Source organism: Halorubrum tropicale (assembly GCF_001280455.1).
GTDB classification, from domain to species: Archaea; Halobacteriota; Halobacteria; order Halobacteriales; family Haloferacaceae; genus Halorubrum; species Halorubrum tropicale.
Genome location: NZ_LIST01000004.1, coordinates 387,547 through 407,586, shown reverse-complemented (window position 1 = coordinate 407,586; position 20,040 = coordinate 387,547). Strand labels below are relative to the sequence as shown.

At 71.2% G+C, this 20,040-nt stretch carries 20 protein-coding genes and 2 tRNA genes; 9 read left to right on the top strand and 13 right to left on the bottom strand.

Going from position 1 to position 20,040, the window contains the following annotated elements; translation table 11 throughout:
• Entirely contained in the window at window positions 1-2,085 is a 2,085-nt protein-coding gene (locus AMR74_RS12355) for an ABC transporter ATP-binding protein (protein ID WP_053772355.1), read from the bottom strand.
• A gap of 534 nt (window positions 2,086-2,619) precedes the next feature.
• On the opposite strand from AMR74_RS12355, the gene AMR74_RS12350 reads away from it, so the two are divergent.
• Both AMR74_RS12350 and AMR74_RS12345 read left to right on the top strand, forming a co-directional pair.
• Entirely contained in the window at window positions 2,620-3,180 is a 561-nt protein-coding gene (locus tag AMR74_RS12350; RefSeq protein ID WP_053772354.1) for an SRPBCC family protein, read from the top strand.
• 81 nt (window positions 3,181-3,261) lie between these two features.
• A tRNA-Ala gene (locus AMR74_RS12345) sits at window positions 3,262-3,333 on the top strand.
• Between the two features lie 323 nt (window positions 3,334-3,656).
• On the opposite strand, the gene AMR74_RS12340 is transcribed toward AMR74_RS12345, so the two are convergent.
• From AMR74_RS12340 to AMR74_RS12330, 3 genes are all read right to left on the bottom strand, one after another.
• Window positions 3,657-4,559: a hypothetical protein gene (locus tag AMR74_RS12340; RefSeq protein ID WP_053772353.1), complete on the bottom strand. Its 903-nt coding sequence runs from the start codon at window positions 4,557-4,559 to the stop codon at window positions 3,657-3,659.
• Between the two features lie 114 nt (window positions 4,560-4,673).
• The gene (locus tag AMR74_RS12335; RefSeq protein ID WP_053772352.1) at window positions 4,674-5,693 is read right to left on the bottom strand and encodes an NADP-dependent oxidoreductase; all 1,020 of its coding nucleotides are present in this window, start codon (window positions 5,691-5,693) and stop codon (window positions 4,674-4,676) included.
• 144 nt (window positions 5,694-5,837) lie between these two features.
• Window positions 5,838-6,038 carry a VNG_1110C family protein gene (locus AMR74_RS12330; protein WP_053772351.1) on the bottom strand — a complete coding sequence of 67 codons (201 nt, stop codon included), beginning with the start codon at window positions 6,036-6,038 and terminating at the stop codon, window positions 5,838-5,840.
• Between the two features lie 179 nt (window positions 6,039-6,217).
• Between AMR74_RS12330 and AMR74_RS12325 the strand changes: the two genes are divergently transcribed.
• Window positions 6,218-7,327, top strand: a complete 1,110-nt coding sequence (locus AMR74_RS12325; protein WP_053772350.1) for an OBG GTPase family GTP-binding protein — start codon at window positions 6,218-6,220, stop codon at window positions 7,325-7,327.
• 60 nt (window positions 7,328-7,387) lie between these two features.
• Window positions 7,388-8,575 carry a redox-regulated ATPase YchF gene (locus AMR74_RS12320; protein WP_053772349.1) on the top strand — a complete coding sequence of 396 codons (1,188 nt, stop codon included), beginning with the start codon at window positions 7,388-7,390 and terminating at the stop codon, window positions 8,573-8,575.
• A gap of 44 nt (window positions 8,576-8,619) precedes the next feature.
• Here the strand turns inward: AMR74_RS12320 and AMR74_RS12315 are convergent, their stop codons facing one another.
• Window positions 8,620-9,087, bottom strand: coding sequence for a GNAT family N-acetyltransferase (locus tag AMR74_RS12315; protein ID WP_053772348.1), 468 nt, complete (start codon window positions 9,085-9,087; stop codon window positions 8,620-8,622).
• Between the two features lie 139 nt (window positions 9,088-9,226).
• On the opposite strand from AMR74_RS12315, the gene AMR74_RS12310 reads away from it, so the two are divergent.
• Window positions 9,227-10,057: an amidohydrolase family protein gene (locus AMR74_RS12310; protein WP_053772347.1), complete on the top strand. Its 831-nt coding sequence runs from the start codon at window positions 9,227-9,229 to the stop codon at window positions 10,055-10,057.
• An 82-nt stretch (window positions 10,058-10,139) separates the two neighbouring features.
• Window positions 10,140-10,667 carry a DUF371 domain-containing protein gene (locus AMR74_RS12305; RefSeq protein WP_053772346.1) on the top strand — a complete coding sequence of 176 codons (528 nt, stop codon included), beginning with the start codon at window positions 10,140-10,142 and terminating at the stop codon, window positions 10,665-10,667.
• A gap of 31 nt (window positions 10,668-10,698) precedes the next feature.
• Here the strand turns inward: AMR74_RS12305 and AMR74_RS12300 are convergent, their stop codons facing one another.
• Together AMR74_RS12300 and AMR74_RS12295 are read right to left on the bottom strand one after the other, a co-directional pair.
• Complete coding sequence (locus AMR74_RS12300; protein ID WP_053772345.1) at window positions 10,699-11,046, bottom strand: hypothetical protein; 348 nt, start codon at window positions 11,044-11,046, stop codon at window positions 10,699-10,701.
• A 54-nt stretch (window positions 11,047-11,100) separates the two neighbouring features.
• Window positions 11,101-11,700, bottom strand: a complete 600-nt coding sequence (locus AMR74_RS12295; protein ID WP_053772344.1) for an NUDIX hydrolase — start codon at window positions 11,698-11,700, stop codon at window positions 11,101-11,103.
• A 369-nt stretch (window positions 11,701-12,069) separates the two neighbouring features.
• Here AMR74_RS12295 and proS point away from each other — a divergent pair, with 369 nt between their 5' ends.
• The 3 genes from proS to AMR74_RS12280 all read left to right on the top strand — a co-directional run bounded on the left by proS (window position 12,070) and on the right by AMR74_RS12280 (window position 16,106).
• Entirely contained in the window at window positions 12,070-13,545 is a 1,476-nt protein-coding gene (gene proS, locus AMR74_RS12290; protein WP_053772343.1) for a proline--tRNA ligase, read from the top strand.
• Window positions 13,546-13,754: 209 nt separating this feature from the next.
• Window positions 13,755-14,798 (top strand): hypothetical protein, encoded by a 1,044-nt coding sequence (locus tag AMR74_RS12285; protein ID WP_053772342.1) that lies wholly within the window; start codon window positions 13,755-13,757, stop codon window positions 14,796-14,798.
• Window positions 14,799-14,894: 96 nt separating this feature from the next.
• Window positions 14,895-16,106, top strand: coding sequence for a helix-turn-helix transcriptional regulator (locus AMR74_RS12280; protein ID WP_053772341.1), 1,212 nt, complete (start codon window positions 14,895-14,897; stop codon window positions 16,104-16,106).
• A 42-nt stretch (window positions 16,107-16,148) separates the two neighbouring features.
• Here the strand turns inward: AMR74_RS12280 and AMR74_RS18540 are convergent, their stop codons facing one another.
• The 6 genes from AMR74_RS18540 to AMR74_RS12255 form a co-directional block, all read right to left on the bottom strand.
• Window positions 16,149-16,247 carry a rubrerythrin-like domain-containing protein gene (locus AMR74_RS18540; protein ID WP_240471161.1) on the bottom strand — a complete coding sequence of 33 codons (99 nt, stop codon included), beginning with the start codon at window positions 16,245-16,247 and terminating at the stop codon, window positions 16,149-16,151.
• A gap of 213 nt (window positions 16,248-16,460) precedes the next feature.
• Window positions 16,461-16,533 (bottom strand) — tRNA-Thr (locus AMR74_RS12275).
• A 581-nt stretch (window positions 16,534-17,114) separates the two neighbouring features.
• Window positions 17,115-17,504 carry a hypothetical protein gene (locus AMR74_RS12270; RefSeq protein ID WP_053772340.1) on the bottom strand — a complete coding sequence of 130 codons (390 nt, stop codon included), beginning with the start codon at window positions 17,502-17,504 and terminating at the stop codon, window positions 17,115-17,117.
• Window positions 17,491-17,712 carry a hypothetical protein gene (locus tag AMR74_RS12265; RefSeq protein ID WP_053772339.1) on the bottom strand — a complete coding sequence of 74 codons (222 nt, stop codon included), beginning with the start codon at window positions 17,710-17,712 and terminating at the stop codon, window positions 17,491-17,493. The genes AMR74_RS12270 and AMR74_RS12265 overlap by 14 nt, the downstream gene beginning before the upstream one ends.
• 87 nt (window positions 17,713-17,799) lie before the next feature.
• Window positions 17,800-18,795 (bottom strand): class I SAM-dependent methyltransferase, encoded by a 996-nt coding sequence (locus AMR74_RS12260; protein WP_053772338.1) that lies wholly within the window; start codon window positions 18,793-18,795, stop codon window positions 17,800-17,802.
• A gap of 50 nt (window positions 18,796-18,845) precedes the next feature.
• Window positions 18,846-20,015, bottom strand: coding sequence for an ATP-binding cassette domain-containing protein (locus AMR74_RS12255; RefSeq protein WP_394324739.1), 1,170 nt, complete (start codon window positions 20,013-20,015; stop codon window positions 18,846-18,848).
• Between the last annotated feature and the right edge of the window lie 25 nt (window positions 20,016-20,040).

Here is a 20,040-nt window from a genome sequence, read left to right as displayed (position 1 = left end):
CTACTCCAGCGTCTCCGGGTCGACCTCGCTCTCGGTCGCCCGCTCGACCGCGCGGTCGACGTGGCGCTCGCGGGCGCGCTCGACGAACTCCTCCGGCAGTTCGTCTATCTCGCCGGCCTGAACGCCCCAGAGCTTCGCGTAGAGCCCGTCCGCGGCGAGCAGTTCCTCGTGGGTGCCGCGCTCGACGACCTCGCCGTCCTCCAACACGAGCGCGGTGTCGGCGTCGGTGACCGTCGAGAGGCGGTGCGCGATGACGAAGGTGGTGCGGTCGGCGGCGAGCCGGTCGAGCGAGCGCTGGATCAGCATCTCGGTTTCGGTGTCGACGGCGGAGGTCGCCTCGTCGAGGATGAGTATCGCGGGGTCTTGGAGGACGACCCGCGCGATGGCGAGTCGCTGGCGCTGGCCGCCGGAGAGCTTCACGCCGCGCTCGCCGATCCGCGTCTCGTATCCGTTCGGCAGCGACGAGATGAACTCGTGGGCCTCCGCGGCCTTCGCGGCCTCGATTACGCGCTCTCGGACCTCGTCCTCGTCGAGGCCCTCGGCGCCCGCCTCCTCGATCCGCGTGAACCGGCCGTAGCGGATGTTCTCGGCGATGGTGCCGTCGAACAGCGTGGTGTCCTGCGCGACGTAGCCCACGGACGAGCGGAGGCTCTCGGCAGTCACGTCGCGCACGTCGTGGCCGTCGACGCGGATCGCGCCGTCGGTCACGTCGTACAGCCGGAGGAGGAGCTTGAGCAGCGTCGACTTCCCGGCGCCGGTCGGGCCGACGAGGGCGACGGTGTCGCCCGGGTCGGCGGCGAAGGAGACGCCGCTGAGGACCTCCTCCTCGGCGTCCGCGGGGTCGACGAGGGCGTTCTCGGGGTACGCGAAGGAGACGTCGTCGTACTCGACCGCGCCCGCGACGCCGCCGCGGTCGGTGTCGCCGGCCGGCGTCACGCCGCCGTCGTTTCGGGCCCCGCCGTCGCTTTCGGCACCGCCGCCGAGTTCGACCGCGTCGTCGGCGTCCTCGATGCGGACCGGGATGTCGCGCAGCCCGAACACGCGCTCGCAGGAGGCCTTCGCGTTCTCGTACTGGTCGATGATGTTCGAGACCTCGGCGAGCGGGGCGACGAACTGCTGCGTGAGGAGGACGAAGGTAACGAACGTCCCGACGGTCAGCTCCGTGGAGAACGGGCCCGGCGGGCCGTTCGCGAGCCAGTAGCCGCCGACCGCGAAGGTGGCGGCGAAGGCGAGCCCGGCGAGCAGTTCCATCCCGGGGCGGTAGACGTAGTTGAGCCGGAGGATCGACATCGTCCGCCGAAAGTACGAGAACGAGGCGTCCTCCACGCGATCGCTCTCGTGGGCCTCCGTGTTGGAGGTCTTCACCAGCTCGACGCCCGACAGCGCGTTCTCGAGGGCGGTGTTGAGGTCGCCGACGACGGACCGTTGGGCGGTGTACCGCGGCTCGACAGCGCGCATGAACCACACCGTGAAGAGGAGCATGAGCGGGATCGCGGCGAGGGTGACGACCGCTAGCTCGTAGTTGTAGTAGACGAGGACGCCCGCGATCCCGACCAGCATCACGCCGAGGCGGGCGGAGTTCTGGAGGGCGTTGTCCAGGAAGACCTCTAGGTTCGAGGCGTCGTTGTTGAGGACGGACATGACCTCGCCGGTCTGTTTGTCGTCGAAGAAGGTCATGTCGAGCCGCTGCATCTGGTCGAAGGAGTCGGTGCGGACCGCGTGCATCACGCGGTGCGCGAAGTTGTTCGCCGCGATGCCGTAGACGTACGTGAACACGCCCGTCACGACGAACGACCCGAAGATGAGCAGCACGGAGAGGCGGAACTGCGCACCGTCTTTGGTGGGGAGCCACGCGTCCGGAACGATCGGGAGCGTGTAGGGGCCGGTGCCGGTGAAGACGGCGTCGATCGCGACGCCGAGGACGACCGGCGGGATCAGCCCCGCCACCCGGGCGACGATGTTGGCGACCATCCCGACCGCGAGCCAGTGGGCCTCGGAGGCCCCGTACTCGCGGAACAGCCGTCCGAGGGGGCGATCAACCCGGTCGCGGTACACTTCGAAGGCGTTGCGCTCGTCGGCAGCCATGGGCGTACGAGCGCCGCGACCCGCATGTATCCGGCGGCTTCGGCGGCCCGTTCCGGGTTCCGCTGATCGCGCCCTTTCGCCTCCGTCGCGGTTCAGGAATTCCTTTCTGGGAGCGGTGGCGCGTGCCTCCGAGCGTCCGACGGACGCGAGGAGCACGCGCGAGGGAGTCGGGCGCCGAGCGAAGCGATGGCGCCCGACGAGGCTGGGGAGGCGTGAGGTGCGGTCGCGGTGCGGGGTGGGACTCAAAGGGGCAGCCGCGAGGACGAAGCACGGCGCAGTAAGCACCACAGCGAACGGAGTGAGCGAGGAGCGCAGCAAGCCGCGCGAGTCCTCGCGGCTGGGGCTTTGGCGGTGTTCGCCGCAGGGAAGCCAAATCCGTACGAGCGAGAGACTGGGGCTTTGGAGGAGTACTCCGTCATCCCGAGGTCGCTCGAGTACCACCGAGCGGGTGAGGATCCGACACCGATCACTGCGGAAACGCCGAACACGTACCGTCGCCGGACCGTTTAATAAGCGCCGCGCGAACCCGGGTACGTGGACGAACTCGTCGTGCGAACGGAGGTGTACGCCGATCCTGAGGAGGTGTACGAGTTCCTGCTGGACTTCCCGCAGTACGCGAACTACTCGGAGTACCTCCGCGAGGTCCGCACGGTCACCGGCGACGGCGGGCCCGGGACCCGGTACGCGCTCACGTTCGCGTGGTGGAAGATCTCCTACACCGCTCGTTCGGAGGTGACCGGCGTCGACCCACCCGCCCGCATCGACTGGGAGATCACGAAAGACATCGACGCCGGCGGCTGCTGGCGGGTGACGCCCGCGACGAGCGACGACGCGGGCGACGACACGAGCGACGACGCCGATCGAAGCGACGACGCCCCCTGCGAGGTCGCGCTCGAAGTCGAGTTCGATCCGGGCTCCGCCAGCTCCGACGCGCTCGACCTGCCGCGGCTCGTCTCGTTCGACTGGGTGTTGAAGAAGGCGATCCCGCTGATCAGAGACGAGGCCGAGCGCGTCGTCGAACGCGCCGTTCAGGACTTGGAGGGGTCGAGACGGGACGTGGACCTCGACGTGTACGTCGACTCCGACCGGATCTGACGCGCTCCGGATCGGGTCCGCCTCGCGTCGGCGAGTCGAAGGCCTTAATATATCCAGCGGGGAACGAACGGATGCGTTCGCGGGCTCGTAGATCAGTGGTAGATCATCCCCCTGGCACGGGGAAGGCCCGGGGTTCAAATCCCCGCGAGTCCATGTTTTTTCGCCGCGAGCAACGTCGCGAGCGGCGTGAACATGTGCCGAGCGGGGGATTTGAACCCTACCAGTCGCGCGCAGCGAGCGACGCGAGCGAGCACGTCTGGTTCTGGTTCAAATCCCCGCGAGTCCACTCCTGCGCTCACTTCGTTCGCTTAGTCGTTCCCTCGCGTGGCCCCACTCGCTCACTGCGTTCGCTCGCGGGACCCCCGCGAGTCCATGTTTTTGCGCCGCGAGCAACGTCGCGAGCGGCGCGAATATGTACCGGGCAGGGATCTGAACCTACCAGTCGCACGTACTGAACGAAGCAGGCGCCTTCTCGTTCACCACACGCTCCCCCGGTACTCCAGCCGTAGGTGGTCGGCCGTCTCCGGCGGGATCCCCATCTCCTCGAACATCCGTCGGAAGGTCGCGCGAACGTCGGCTTCCTCGAATGACCGGGAGGCGCGCGTCTGCGCGTCGACCTCGATCCCGCCGTGGTAATCGAGGTGGACCCGGTAGGTGTACCCGTCGACCTCGTGCGTGACGGTCGCCCGCGAGAGGACGAAGTCGATCGCTCCCAACCGCGCTCCGCCCGCGTAGTACTCGCGGGTGTGCTGACCGGAGCCCGGGACGGAACGCTCGGTGACCGTCGTCGCGCGAGCGGTCAGCTCGTCGTACGTCGCGCGGAACGCGACCGGCTCCTCGATCCTGATCTCCGGGGCGCCCGCCCCGAGCTCGTCGGGCTCGGCGTCACGGACGTTCGCTTGTAGTTCCTCGACGTCCCCCGCCGCGGTCGCCTCGTCCATCTCGAACAGGGTCGTGAGCCGATCGACGAGCCAATCCTCCGGCGGGAGGTCGTCGACGGTGAACTCGCCGCGGTTGCCGTCCGCGAAGACGGTCACGACGGTGACGCCCTCGTCGGCGTAGAAGGTGGCCCACAGCCGCGTCGCCTCTGAGTGGTCGAACGTGACCCTGAACGCCTCGTACCCCGGGCCGAGGTCGGCGTCGAGCTCGGCGATCCCCGCCGGGTGGAAGCCGCTCGATCCGACGCGCTCGACCTCGTACCCGGCCGCGTCGGCTCGGTCCAAGGCGTCCTCGTACGCGAGGTCCGACACGGTGACGCCGTCCGAGGAGTACGACGCCACGTCGGACCCGATCAGGACGCCCGCGAAGACCGCGTACGCGGCGGCGACGACGACGACGGCCCCGACGAGCGCGACCGCGGCCCAGCGGAGTAATTTCATACGCGCCGATACATCTCAGCGTCGTATAGCCCTGCCGACGGTTCCTTCGCGGCGGTGACGACCGCCGCGGGGCCGGGCCGCGTTTCCCGCGTAACGGGGTCGAGCGGGCCGCGACTACTGCTCCGCCGCCGACACCCGCACCACCTGCTTCCCGATGTTCTCGCCGGAGAACAGGCCGAGGAAGGCGTCGGGCGCGTTCTCCAAGCCCTCCACGACCGTCTCGCGGTGTTCGAGGTCGCCGCTCGCGACCCACCCCGCGAGGCGCTCGCTCGCCTCGCCGAACCGGGTCGCGAAGTCGCCGACGAGCAGGCCCCGGACCGTCGCGCGCACGGAGATGAGCTGCGGGAGCTTCCGCGGCCCGGTCGGGGCCGTCTCGTCGTTGTAGTGGGCGATCTGACCGCAGACAGCGACGCGCGCGTCGAGGTTCAGCTTCGTGAACACGGCGTCGGTGATGGGCCCGCCGACGTTGTCGAAGTACACGTCGACGCCGTCCGGCGCCGCCTCGTCGAGCGCGGCCCGGTAGTCGTCCGTCGCCTTGTAGTTGATCGCGGCGTCGAAGCCGAGGTCGTCGGTGAGCCAGTCGGTCTTCTCGTCGCTGCCGGCGAAGCCGACCACCCGACAGCCGTTCAGCTTCGCGATCTGGCCGACGACGGAGCCGACGGCGCCGGCCGCGCCGGAGACGACGACGGTGTCGCCGGGCTTCGGCTCGCCCACGTCGAGGAGGCCGAAGTAGGCGGTCCGGCCGGGCATCCCGAGGACGCCGAGGTACGCCTCCGGGTCGGCGACGGTCGGGTCGACCGGCGCGACGTCGGCGGCGTCGAGCGTCGCGTAGTCGGCCCAGCGCCCCTCGCCGGTCACGAGGTCGCCCGCGTCGTACGCGTCGCCCTCGCTTTCGACCACTTCGCCGACGACGCCGCCCTTGAGCGCGTCGCCCACGCCCCACGGCTCGGCGTACGACTCGGCGTCGCGCATCCGGCCGCGCATGTACGGGTCGACGGAGAGGAACCGGACGCGGACGAGGAGCTCGCCCGGGTCGGGGTCGGGAACGTCGGTCTCGCGCAGTTCGAAGCTGTCCTCGTCAGGCTCGCCGGTCGGCCGCTCGGCGAGAAGCCACTCGCGGTTGGTGTCCATCACGGTCCTCGTTGGCGGATGGAACGCAATAGGGTTTGGACCCCAGCAGCGGTCGTGGGGATCCGGAACTCGCAGCCGGCGCGGCGGTCGAAGGGGCGCGGCGGCGGGCCGTCGCTCAAGAATATCCGCGAGCGACCGCCGGGCGATTCACGCGACCGCGACGCCGTTGCGCGCGAGGTAGTTGCTGGCGGCCTTGATCTCGACCGGGCTCCCGATGATCCGGTACTGGTCGGAGCCCTCCACGACGGTGACGGTGAAGCGGGATTCGAGACACTCCCGGTGCCCGTCGAGCGCGCGGCGCGGGAGGACGATCTGCGTACTGTCGCGAAGGCTCGACGGATCTGGCATTCGGCGTGTGAATGGGTTACTCGTCTCCGATATAACCGTGTCGAAGTATCGGCGGGCCAACCACTCGTTCGGCGGCGAACCGGCGGTTCGCGCGGCGTTCGCGGTCGATCCGATCCTCGGTCGAGGACTGGCAATCCGAAGGAACACCTTTAACGAGCCGACCGGCCGAGGAACGGGTAATGGGACTGGAGGAGGAGATCGAAGACCTCCGCGAGGAGATCGCCAACACGCCCTACAACAAGGCCACGGAGGCCCACATCGGGCGGCTGAAGGCGAAGCTCGCGGAGAAGAAAGAGAAGCTGGAGAACCAGTCCTCCGCCGGCGGCGGCCACGGCTACGCGGTCGAGAAGCACGGCGACGCCACCGTCGCCCTGGTCGGGTTCCCGAGCGTCGGCAAGTCCACCCTCATCAACGCCCTCACCAACGCCGACAGCGAGGTCGGCTCGTACGAGTTCACGACCCTCGACGTCAACCCCGGCATGCTGCAGTACCGCGGCGCGAACATCCAGATCCTCGACGTGCCGGGCCTGATCGAGGGCGCCGCCGGCGGCCGCGGCGGCGGGAAGGAGGTGCTCTCGGTCGTCCGGACCGCGGACCTGGTCGTGTTCATGCTCTCGGTCTTCGAGATCGAGCAGTACGACCGGCTCCGCGAGGAGCTGTACAACACGAACATCCGACTCGACACCGAGCCCCCGAACATCAACATCCGGAAGACGCACAAGGACGGGCTCGGCGTGACGATGAGCGACGAGGTGAGCCTCGACGAGGAGACGGTCAAGCAGGTCCTCCGCGAGTACGGCTACGTCAACGCGAAGGTGACGATCCCCCACGACCTCACCATCGACGAGCTGGTCGACGCCGTGATGGACAACCGCGAGTACCTCCCCTCGATGGTCTCGGTCAACAAGGCGGACCTCATCGACAAGAGCTACCTCCCGACCGTGAAAGAGGAGCTGCGCGAGCGCGACCTCGACCCCGACGACGTGGTGTTTATCTCCGCGCAGGAGGGGCTCGGCCTCGACGGGCTGAAGGAGCGCCTCTGGGAGGAGCTGGGCGTCATCCGGATCTACATGGACAAGCCGGGCCGCGGCGTCGACTACGAGGAGCCGCTCATCCTGTTCGAGGGCGACACCGTCGGCGACGCCTGCGAGAAGCTCGGCGGCGAGTTCGACGAGCGGTTCAAGTTCGCGCGCGTGACCGGCGAGAGCGCGAAACACGACGACCAGCAGGTCGGGAAGGGGCACGAACTGGCCGACGAGGACGTGCTCCGGATCGTCGCGCGGAAGTAGCCCCGCGCGCTCGCCCCGCCCGACCGAAAGGCGCTTTTCGCGGGGCCGCGACCGTCGGGTATGCTCACGGTCGCGCTCGCGGGCAAGCCGAACGCCGGCAAGTCCACCTTCTACACCGCCGCCACGATGGCCGACGTCGACGTCGCGAACTACCCGTTCACGACGGTCGACCCGAACCGAGGCGTGACCTACGTCCGAACCGAGTGCCCCTGTCTCGACCGCGAGGAGCGCTGCGGGGCGGAGAACTGCCGCGACGGGAAGCGGTACGTCCCGATCGAACTCCTCGACGTCGCCGGCCTCGTCCCCGGCGCCCACGAGGGCAAGGGGCTCGGCAACCAGTTCCTCGACGAGCTGACGAACGCGGACGTGGTGTTGAACGTCGTCGACGCCTCCGGCGCGACGAACGCCGAGGGCGAGCCGGTCGAGGTCGGGAGCCACGACCCCCTCGACGACGTTGACTTCGTCGAGGAGGAGATGGACCTGTGGCTCGCCGGCATCGTCGACCGCAACTGGGAGGGCGTCGAGCGGCAGTCCCGCGCCCCGGACTTCGACCTCGAAGCCGCGCTGTCGGACATGCTCACGGGGTTCGGCGCGACCGAGCGCGACGTGACCGCGGTCCTGCGCGGGCTGGAGTACCCCGACGACCCGAAGGCGTGGACCGACGACGACCGCGAGGCGCTCGCGCGGGCGGTCCGCCGCCGCACCAAGCCCATCGTCGTCGTCGCGAACAAGGTGGACGCGGCGCCCGACGGCGCCGTCGAGCGCATCCGCGAGGGGACCGACAAGCCCGTGATCCCGGCGACCGCCGACGGCGAACTCGCCCTGCGCCGCGCCGCGGAGGCGGGCGTCGTCGACTACGACCCGGGCGACGAGGAGTTCGCCATCACCGGCGAGGTCTCCGACGACCAGCGCGCCGGCCTCGACGCGCTCCGCGAGTCGATGTCGGCTCACGGGGGGACGGGCGTCCAGACCGCGCTGAACGCGGCCGTCTACGACCTGCTCGACCGGATCACGGCCTACCCGGTCCAGGACGCCGGCAAGTGGACGGACGGGACGGGCAACGTCCTCCCGGACGCCTTCCTGCTGCCCGCGGGCTCGACGCCGCGCGACCTCGCGTACGCGGTCCACTCCGACATCGGCGAGGGGTACCTCCACGCGGTCGACGCGCGCGCCTCGCGCCGGATCGGCGAGGGCCACGAGCTGACCGAGGGCGACGTGGTGAAGATCGTCTCGACGGCCGGCCCCTGATCGCCGCGGAGCGACGCCCGCCGGCCGCGGGCGTCGCCCGGCGATCACTCCAGCGGGCGCGCGTACGTCACCTGTTTCGGCTCGAAGCCCGCGTCGCGGTAGAACCGCCGCGCGCCGTCGTTGCCCCACTCGCAGGAGACGGTGAGGTAGTCGCGGTCGTCCTCGCGGGCCATCGCCTCCACCCGCTCGAGGACCGCGCTGCCGTGTCCCTCGTTCCGGCGGCCCGGGTCGATTTCGAGGTTCACCACGTCGAGGTACCGCCCCCGCTCCCGGGATGGTCGCTCGCCCGCTTCGAGGGTGACGAACCCGACCGTCTCGCCGTCGACGACCACGAGGTAGTCGGTCACGGAGGGGTCGTCGAGGTGCGCGCGGAAGCCGTCGTCCGGGACCGCTTCCGCGTCCTCGTAGGCGATTTCGTTCAGCTCCGAGTGCGCCTCCATCGCCGTCGCGAGGTCGTACCACCGCTCGACGAGGGCGTCGAGGTCGTCCTCGCCCGCCGCCACGAGTTCCATGTCGATCCGCGACGGCGGACGGCCACTTCAGCGTTCGTCCGGTGTGGGTCGCCGTCGCGTCCGGGAACGCGAGGGGGCGTCCGCCGTGCGACCGACAGGCACATGCGGGTCGCCCGAGACGAACCGATAGAGAGCGGCCATGCTCGGGCTCGAACACGACTTCCGGATCGTCGACACCCGCGCGACCCTCGACCCCGACGAGTCGTCGGTCGCCACCCACGGGCGGGACATCTCGCCGGAGCGGCTGGAACGCGAGATGCTCCAGGCCGGGATCGTCCGCGCGGTCGCGAGCCCCGGGCAACGCGCCGCCGGGCGGAGCTACCTCCGCGCGAACAACGCCGTCGCCCGCCTCTCCATCGACCGCCCGTTCGTCGCGTTCGCCCGCCTCAACGGCCCCCGCGACCCAGGGACCGGGCCGGTGTCGGCCGTCCGGAACCTGCGCGCGGAGCGCGACGACCACCACACCCGCCCCGACGACGTCGAGCAGTACTCCTACGACGACCGCTTCCACGGCTTCACGCTGGCGCCCCACGTCGACGGCCTCCCCAACGAGGACGTGCTGACCCGCCTCGAGGACGCCGACCTCCCCCTGTTCGTCCACGCGGGCCGGGAGTTCCCGCCCGAGGCGGTCGAGACGGAGCTGCTCGGCTACGACCTCCCCGTCGTGCTGGGCAGCTTCGGCGGGTACCCGCTGGACGCCGACCTGATGAACGAGACGCTCGACCTGCTCGACGAGTACGACCGCCTCCACGTCGACACGAGCGCGGTCCGGTACCGCGAGGTGCTCGAACGCGGCGTCTTGGAACACCCCGACCGCGTCCTCTTCGGCTCCGGCGCGCCGGACGTCCACCCGAACGTCGGCGTGATGGAAGTGCTCACCCTCGACGTCTCCGAAGACCTGATGGCCCGCGTGCTGGCGAAGAACCCGGCCCGCCTCGTCCCGGCGCTCGCCGAGGGCGCCGACGTGTGACCCGGAGCGCCGCTGCCGCCCGCGGGTCAAACCCCGCCGCCGAAGCGACGCGCACTTGTCGCGCCGCCGCCGACCGACGGACATGAGCGACGCAGACGCCCGGAGCGAGCCCGTCGCGGGCGACGCCGACGCGGGCGCCGACGACCCGTACGTCGAGGTCGTGCGCGCGGTCGGCCACGAGCACGTCACCGCCGAGCACGCGAGCACGTTCGAGTTCACGACCGACGACTGGCTCACGCCGGCGGGCGACTGTATCGTCGGCGTCGAGGCGGACCGGACCCCGCGGGACTTCTCGGCCGAGTTCCGCGAGGCCTGCCGGGACGCGGACGCGACGATCACGGCCACCGTCGCGGCCGGGGAGCCGGGCGCCGAGGCGGTCGACCTCGCCGACCCCGCCCACGTCGACCGGATCGTCGGTCGCGGCGACCCCGGGCTCGCCCTGCTCGACGAGCGCTCCATGGTCGGACGCACGAGCGATTACACCGACGACGAGCGGACGGTCCTCGTCCACGGGGACGGCGCCGCGGCCGACCTCGACCGCGACCTGGTCGCCGCGCTCGCCGACGGCGCGCCCGCGGCGCTGCGGCTGGCGGTCGAGCCGACGGAGTAAGCGGCCGATACGAGTCGGGGGCCGCGGGGGGTCAGGACTGATCGGCGGCGTCGATGATGTCGAGGACGGGGAACGGCTCGGTCCGGTCGAACGAGGCGAAGACGGCCTCGTAGCGGGCCGAGGGGAACACGAACACGACGACCTTCTCGAAGAACAGCGTCTGGGCCTCGAACGACTCGTCGATCAGTTCCTTGAAGTCGTCGCCGGTGACCTGGTTCGCCATTATCAGCCGGTACGCGGACTCCAAGTCCTGATCGGTGTACCGGGACGCGAGGTCGTCCCTGACGTATTCGACGGTGAAATCGAGGGACCCGAGGTGAGCTATCACCCGGGCCTCCGCGCCGTCGACCGCGCGGAGGCGTTCGGCGAGGTCGGACATAGCAGTAGATTTCGCGCTAACCTGGTAAAACTGCCCATACGGGTCCGTCGGACCTCATATCGGCAGCTCTGCGTCCGCCCCGACGACCCGGTCCGGCTCCGCGGGCGCGCGCCAGTCGGTCGTCCGTTCGAGCAGTTGGACGACCATCCGACCCGTCACGCCCCAGACGGTGTAGCCGTCGACGTGGAAGAAGTGGACGCGGTGGTCGCCGTACTCCGGGTGGCCGACGCGGCGCTCCGACTCGTAGTTCGCCGGGTCGGTGAGCGCGTCGACCGGGAGGACCGCCACCTCGGCGACCTCCGACTCGTCCGGGACGTACTGGCGATCGGGGGCGACGCCGACGAACGGGCGGACCGCGTACTTGCTCGACGTGCGGGTGTCGTCGAGGCGCCCGACGACGTCGACCTCCGTCGGTCGCATGCCGACCTCCTCGTCGGCCTCGCGCAGCGCGGTGTCGGTCAGCGTCCGGTCGATCGGCTCGCGGCCGCCCCCGGGGAAGCTCATCTGCCCGGGGTGTTCGCCGAGGTGCGCGGCGCGCTTGGTAAAGAGGAGGTTGGCGTCGCCGTCCCGCGCGATCACCGGCGCCAGCACCGCCGCCTCCCGCCGGCCGGCGAGCGACTGCGGCGTGTGTCGGCGCAGCCCCGACAGGTCCATGGGAGTGATAGGCCACGCGAGGCGGATAACGTTTCCGCGGATTCCGACCGTACCGGACGGAACGGCGGACTGGAGCGGGCCGGAGCGGGCGCGAGCGCGGCTCAGACCGCCGAGATCTGACTGACGAGCGTCGCCGCGAACGCCGACAGCACGACGATCAGCGCCGCGAGCAGGACGGTCCGCTTCGTCGGGAACATCGTACCCGTGGGAGGGGCGGAGCGAGCATGTACCCCGACGACTCTCGTCCCGAGTTTACCCGAATTTGGCGACGCGCCGGGACGAAAGGCCTCCGTACCGACGCGCCGCGAGGGCGGGCGACGGCGGTCGGGTTCGGACCTTTTAAGCCCGAGACACCCGCTTTCGAGAGTAATGAGCGACGACGACCAGGAGCTCGGAATCACCGAGTCCAAGACGCACAACACCGGCGAGTGGTACGCCGAGGTCGTACGGAAGGCGGGGCTCGCGGACTACGGCCCCGAGGGGATGAGCGGGTTCATCGTCACCCGCCCGCGGGCGTACGCCGTCTGGGAGCGCCTCCAGGGCTTCCTCGACGCGAAGTTCAAGGAGACGGGCGTTCAGAACGCCTACTTCCCGCTGTTCATCCCCGAGTCGTACCTCGAACGCGAGAAGGACATCGTCGAGGGGTTCGACCCCGAGGTGGCGTGGGTCGACGAGGCGGGGAACAAAGAGCTCGAAGAGCGGCTGGCGGTCCGCCCCACCTCCGAGTCGATCATCACGCCGTACATCAGCCGGTGGGTCCGGAGCCACCGCGACCTCCCGCTGCGCGTGAACCAGTGGTGCTCGGTCGTGCGGTGGGAGGCGACAGAGACGAAGCCGTTCTTCCGCACGAAGGAGTTCCTCTGGCAGGAAGGTCACACCGCGCACGCGACCCGCGAGGACGCGTGGGACGAGACGATGACGCGGCTCGACCAGTACGAGTCCGTCTACGAGGACCTGCTCGCGCTGCCGGTCCTGAAGGGACAGAAGCCGGACCACGACAAGTTCCCCGGCGCCGACACGACGACGACCGTCGAGGCGCTGATGCCCGACGGGAAGTCGGTCCAGGCGGGCACCTCCCACCACCTCGGGCAGTCGTTCGCGGAGGCGTTCGACATCACCTACTCGGACGAGGACGAGGAGGAGCGCACCGCCCACACCACCTCGTGGGGGCTCTCGTGGCGCGCGCTGGGCGCGCTGATCATGACCCACTCCGACGAGCAGGGGCTCGTCCTGCCCCACACCGTCGCCCCCACCCAGGTCGTCGTCGTCCCCATCTGGCAGGAGGACACGAAAGACGACGTGCTGGCGTACGCGGAGGGAGTGGCCGACGACCTCGACGACGCGGGGATCCGGGTCGAACTCGACGACCGCGACGAGCGCAACCCCGGGTTCAAGTTCAACGAACACGAGCTCAACGGGATCCCGCTCCGGATCGAGATCGGCCCCCACGAGGTCGACGACGAGGAGCTCACCCTGGTCCACCGGCCCGACGGCGAGAGCGTCGAGGTCGACCGCGACGGGGTCGCCGAGACCGTCCGCGACCAGTTCGACGAGGTATACGCCAAGCTGTACGCGACCGCCGAGGAGACCCTCGACGACGGCGTGCGCGAGGCCGACGACCGCGCCGACATCCTCGGCACGCTCGGCCAGCACGGCGGCTACGTGAAGGCCCCGTGGTGCGGCGACGAGGCCTGTGAGGAGCCGATCAAGGAGCCGATGGCCGCCGAGATCGTGATGGTGCCGTTCGAGGACGACGACCCCCTCGCCGACGAGGGGCACGACGAGACGTGCGCGATGTGCGACGCCGACGCCGAGCGGACCGCCTACTTCGCGAAGACGTACTGAGCCGCGGCGGTGCCGACGCCGCCTGCGCTACCGGGTTCGCGCGGTGACGGCGATCGGTCCGGACCGCGCGCCCCCTGCGGGATCGCTCCCTCGGCGACGCGACTGTTCCCCTGGACCGCACTGCCTCCCTCACGTCGGGCGATTAATCCGCGTTGATCCGACTTAACGGAGTTCCGGGTATATACGGACGGAGTGCGTACCCGCTGGTGATGAACCGATGGATTGCCGGCCTCGTCGTCGCGGCCGTCGCCGCCGCGGTGATCGCGGGGGCCGCCGCCGCCGCGCCGGCGGGAGCGGTGACCGCACAGACCGACGCGCCGAACGGGAGCGGTGCGGACTCGGGCGCCGAGAACGCGACGCTCGACCTGAGTCCCGGCGAGCAGCTCGCCGGCGTCGTCGGCGTCCAGGGCGCCGAGATCGAAGGCGAGGTTGAGTCGCGCGCCTTCGCGGTCGGGCTCCGCGAGGCGGCGGGCAACGAGAGCCGCGCCGCCGTCGTGGCGGAGCGACTGAACCGGACCGAAGCGCGCCTCGCGGAGCTGGAGCAGCGGCAGGAGGCGCTGCGCGAGCGCCGCGCGGCCGGCGAGTTGAGTCAGGGGGAGTACGCCGCGCGGATGGCGACGACGACCGCGCGGATCGAGACGCTCTCTCGCGGGCTGAACCGGAGCGCGAGCGCGGCCGCCGAGCTCCCGGCCGCCGTCCGCAGCGAGGCGGGCGTGGACGGCGATCGACTGACGGCGCTGCGCGAGCGCGCGAGCGCGCTCAGCGGCCCCGAGGTCGCCGCCATCGCCCGCGGCGTGGCCGGCGACGGCGTTGGCGGACCGGTCGCGTCCGGACGCGGGCCGCCGGAGGACCGCGGGCCCGAAGCCGGGGGCCCGCCGGACGACAGGGGGCCCGGCGAGGACGACGAAGCCGGACCCCCGAACGAGGAGGACCGCGAGGACGGCGAGTCGGACGCGGACGACGGAAGCGAACGCCGAGGACCGCTGGACGGGAACGGCGAGGACGGCGCCCCGAACGGGTCCGACCCCAGAGACGGGGACGAGGCCGACGACGAGCCGGGGGCAGCCCCCGGCGGCCCCCCGGACGAGTCCGACGGAAACGGGTCCGGCGGCGGACCTGGGGCGGGCGGGTCCGACGACCGCGGATCCGAAGGAGACGAGTCGAGCGACGACGAATCCGAGCAGGACGGCGACGAACCGTCGGTGACGTCCCCGCGAGGCGTCGTCGACGCCCACCCGGGCCGCGATGCGTGAGCGGGGCGCAGCGCGACGGGTGAGAGCGCTCGGTTCTGGGAACGTCGCCGGTCGGGGATGAGAAGGAATTTATTCACACGGTCTGTCGCTCACGGCGTGCAGCGAGCGCCGATCCTCCTCGCAGTCATCGCCCTCCTCGGAGCCGTCGGCCTCGCGCTCAGCGCGGGCGGCGCCGGCGCGGTCCCGTTCGAGGGCGGGTTCGCTCAGATGGACGTCGAACCGGACGACGTGTCGATGGAGGTCGCCGTCCAGCCGGACGGGGACGCGCGGTGGACCGTCGAGTACCGGATCCGGCTCGGCACCGACGAGGAGGAGCGGGCGTTCGAACAGCTCCGCGTGGACGTGGAGAACGACACGGAAGCGTACACGACCCGGTTCCGCGACCGGATGGCCTCGACCGCGGAGACCGCCGAGACGGCGACGGGCCGCAACATGACCGTGTCGAACGCGACCGTGACCGCCGAGCGGCGCGAGCTTCCGCAGGCGTACGGCGTGTTGACCTACCGGTTCGAGTGGACGAACTTCGCGGCCGTCGACGGCGACCGGCTCCGCGTCGGCGACGCCGTCGACGGGCTGTTCCTCGACGACTCCTCGTCGCTCATCGTCTCGTGGCCGGAGGGGTACCGCCTCGGCGAGACGACGCCCGAGCCGAGCGAGGTGCGGGAGCGGTCCGTGGTCTGGAACGGGCCGGTCGACTTCTCCGCCGGCCAGCCGCGGATCTCCGTCGCGCCCGCGGGGCCGCTCTCGGGGGTCCCGACCGCCGGTGTCGCCGCGCTCCTCGGGGCGCTCGTCGTCGCCGGCGCCGCCGTCGCCTACCGTCGTCGAGACGCCGAGCCCGCGGCGCCCGCGGGGGGCGGAGACGCCGAGACCGAGGCGACCGGCGACGCGCCGGCGGACGGCTCGGGCGCCCCGAAGAGCGCGGCGGCCGCGAGCGACTCGACGGCGGAGCCGACGGCCAGCGACGACGACGGCGACGCGTCGGAGCCGGACTCGGACGAGCCGCGGCCCGTCGACGGCGACCTGTTGAGCAACGAGGAGCAGGTGCTCCGGCTGATCGAGTCGGAGGGAGGCCGGATGAAACAGAAGCAGGTGGCCGAGCGGTTGGACTGGACCGCCGCGAAGACGAGCCAGGTGGTGACGGGGCTGCGCGACGAGGGCGACCTCGACGGCTTCCGCTTGGGCCGCGAGAACGTCCTCTCGCTGCCGGACTACGATCCGGAGGGAGACGCGGGCGGAGTCGACGAGGACGGCGGGAACCGCGGCGAGGGAGAGGACGCGGGCGGCGAGGGCGACGCTACCGGCGACTGACCGCGCCGTCGACGGCCCGGAGACGGCCCGGTTCGGCCACGCTCACAGGTCCCGCGAGCGACCGATGTGAAGCAGTTCGCCCCCGCACTCGCACTCGCCGGGCGAGCCAGTCCGCCGGCCGCATTTGAAACACTCGTACATTTCTTCGCCGTCGCAGTCGTATTCTGGTCGCATATACGCCGATAAGACTCCGTGATAAATAACCACACACCTAATATTATTTTTAGAATATAAATAGTTTTCCGGGAGCCGGTGACCGAACGATCGGAACGGCTTGATCGGCTCCGAGAACCGCGCTCACGTCAGCGGTCGGGAGTCCCGTCGCTCACCGGTTCGGCGTCGCACCGTCACAAGAGCCGGAGGAGGGATTTGAACCCTCGACCTATTCCTTACGAAGGAATCGCTCTGCCAGCTGAGCTACTCCGGCACGCATTCGACAATTCCCGGACGGAAAAATAAGGGTTCCGAAACGGGGACGGGGCGGCGATCCGACGCGCCGACTCCCGCGACGGAATCGGCGAATTGTCTCGGTGGCAATCTGACAATCGTCTCGTGTTAGGTCGTATCCTGTCTCGATACTCACAAGAAAGCGAAATAATTCACAAGTGTATAAGGAAAAAGACTAAATACGTGTTCGGGTTTGAATTCAGACGTGATGACACCGCCCGCGTGCCGAGACGGCGGGGATCGAATCCCTCGGCGGTGCGTGCCCGGTCGAAGCCCGTACCGGGCGGCGATAGTCACGTCGGTCGCCGGCCCCACGGCGACTCGACGCGGCCGTCATCCCCAGCAGCGTCCCGTCGCGGCTACCGTGTGAAACGCGTCTCCGACGCGCCAAGCGCAGAATCGCCTCTGGTCCGCCGACCGCCGCCGCGACCGCTTGTCATGTGACGGGCCCCGGCCGCGTCGCCCCGAGGAGGGTCGGGGCGACGCGGCGTTCTCGCTGTCTCGACGCTCCCTCGCGAGCGACCGGACCGCCCGACGCGCTCGCGCGGGTGCTGATTCGCGTTACGCGAACAGCCGCCGCGCGCGACGGACCTCCCCGGAGAGCCCGGCGTACCCGGCGCCGACGACGCCAGCGAGCCGCAGTTCCGCGGGCGCGACGCCGAGGCGGTGCGAGAGCGGCCCCGGCCGCGCGTCGGCGCCCGCGACCGCGACCGTCCGCCCGCGGACCCTGACCTCGGCGGTGAGACCGCCCCGGACCAGCTCCGCGGTCGCGAGGGTCGAGACGGACTCCGCCGGGAGCCGCCGGGCGATGCGGAGGGCGTCGCCGACGCTGTCGACCTCGACGAACAGGCGGCGGCCGGTCGCGCGGACCGCGGCGTCGACCCCGTCGACCGAGAGCGTCAGGTCCTCGGTCTCGACCGAGAGGCGCCGCCCGGACTCACTCCCGCTCACGCGTGGTGACCCGGACGCCGCCGTCGACGCGCCACTCGGCGTGCTCGGCGTCGTCGCCGGTCCCGCTCGGCACCTCGACGGTCATATCCTCGAACTGATAGTGTATTTCGGCGTTTCGGCCCGTGAGGCGGTCGTACAGCCCGATCGCTAAGTCCGGCCAGGTGGTCGTCTCGTCGATGCGCTCCGCGGGGTCTTCGGCGTCGCTCATACACGTTCACGGTAGTGAGTGGCACGCATAAGTGAGCGGCCTGACGTGTCTGTGCCGTCGGTACCGGGGCGGGACCGACCGGCGCGGTCAGCCGTCGACGCGGGTCAGCCGGACGTCGAGACAGACGTTGTGTTCGTGTGGCGCGTACGACCGGACGACCCGTTCGGTCTCGACGTCGACGGCGTAGGCGTCGCCGGCGGCCGCCTCGATCGCGCGCCGGCCCGGGCCGAACGGGTCGTCCTCGTGTTGGATGTCGTAGTAGTGGATCACGCAGTCGTCGCCCGCGAGCGCGACGGCGGTGTCGAGGAACTCGTCCGCGGAGTGCGGGAGGTTCATCACGAGCCGGTCGGCGGTGTCGGCGCACGACTCGGCGATCTCGCGGACGTCGCCCGCGACGGCCGTCACCCGGTCGGCGACGCCGTTGCGTTCGGCGTTCTCCCGGAGGTACTCGACGGCGCGCTCGTTGAGGTCGCACGCGACCACGTCGGCGCCGCGGGCGGCCATGGGGACGGCGTACGGTCCCACGCCGGCGAACATGTCGACCGCCGACTCGCCGGACTCCACCTGCTCGACCACGCGGTGCCGCTCGGTCGCGAGCCGCGGCGAGAAGTACACTTCCGCGACGTCGAGCGCGAACTCGTGGCCGTACTCGCGGTGGACCGTCTCGGTGCCGTTCCCGGCCAGCACGTCCCACTGACGGACCCGCAGTTCGCCCTCGATCGGCGACGCGCGGTTGAGGACCGTGTCGCAGGGGAGGTCGGCGGCCATGACCGCGTCCGCGATCTCGCGGGCGCGGTCGTCGTCGTCCTCGTCGACGATGACGATGTCGCCCAGCCGCTCGATCGAGGGCTCGTAGCCGAGGATCTCCGCGGGCGTCGTGGGGCGGTCCCGGGCCGCCGCGTCGCGCTCCACGACGTGGGCCGCGAGGTCGGCCGGGACCCGATCGCGGTCCGCGACGGGGATGTAGATCGTGTCGCCGTCGACGGCGATCTGGTGGTCGCCGTCGAGGGCGTCGGCGTCGGCGAGCCGGCTCCGGACGGTCTCGCCGCGCTCGCGGTCGACGGCGACGCAGGGGACGCTCATCGTCGGCGAGACGCGGGCGAGCGAATAAACGGTGACGCTTCGCGGACGGCTCACTCCTCGTCCGCGGTCGCGGCCGCGACCGCGTCGAGCAGTTCCGCGCCGCTCGCGTCGGCGGCGACCGAGACGACCCGGTCGGCGGCCGCGGCCACCTCGGCGTTCGGGCCGCGCGGCGCGTCGGGGGGGCCCAGGCCCTCCGACCCGACGACGAGCGTCGCGTCCGCGTCGGCCGCGAGACTCCGCGCCGCCGCGACCGCCGCCGCGGACGGGGCCTCGAACGGCGGCGCCGTCACGGCGGTCGCGCCCGCGTCCGCGGCGGCGCCGGCGGCGGCGTCCCCCGCCGGAACGACGCCGACGGAGGCTTCGTGGCCCGCGGCCGCCAGCCGGGCGACGGCGCGCGCCGCCGGGCGCCCCGTGCCGATCACGTGGACGCGCCGGGGCCCGACGTCGCTGTGGGGGAACGCCGTCACCGCGGGCGCGCCGGTCGCCGGGTCGCGGCCGACGAACGCCTCGGCGTCGAAGGCGGCGCCGACGGTCGACGCCGAGAGCACGTCCTCAGGCGGGCCGGCGGCCCGGACGCCGCCGTTCGCGAGGACGACGACCTCGTCGCAGTACCGGGCCGCGGCGTCGAGGTCGTGGATCGCGGCGATCGCCCCCCGGTCGCCGTCGTCGACGAACGCGCGGACCAGTTCCAGCGTCTCGACCGCGTGGTTCACGTCGAGGCTGGCGGTCGGCTCGTCCAGGAGGAGGAGCGGGGCCGCCTGCGCCAGGGCCCGGGCGAGCAGGACGCGCTGGCGCTCGCCGCCGGAGACCTCGGTGATCGAGCGGTCCGCGAACCGCTCGACGTCGGCCGCGGCCATCGCGGCGTCGACCGCCTCGTCGTCCGCGACGCCGTGCGCGTCGAAGCGCCCGAGGTGCGGGGTCCGCCCCATCTCGACGACGTGGCGCACGCGGAAGTCGAACGCGAGGTTCGTCGCCTGCGGGACGCTCGCGACCCGGCGCCCGACCGCCTTGGCCGACAGCGACGCCGCCGGGTCCCCCCCGATCTCGACGGTCCCGGCGTCCGGCTCGACGGCCCCGGTCACCGCGCGCAACACCGTCGTCTTGCCGGCGCCGTTGGGGCCGACGAGGCCGACGAGCGACCCCGGCTCGACGCGGAGGTCGACCCCGGAGACGACGTCGAGGTCGCCGAACGAGACGGCAACGTCCGCGACCGACAGCAGCGGGTCGTCGCCGAACGACCGAGCG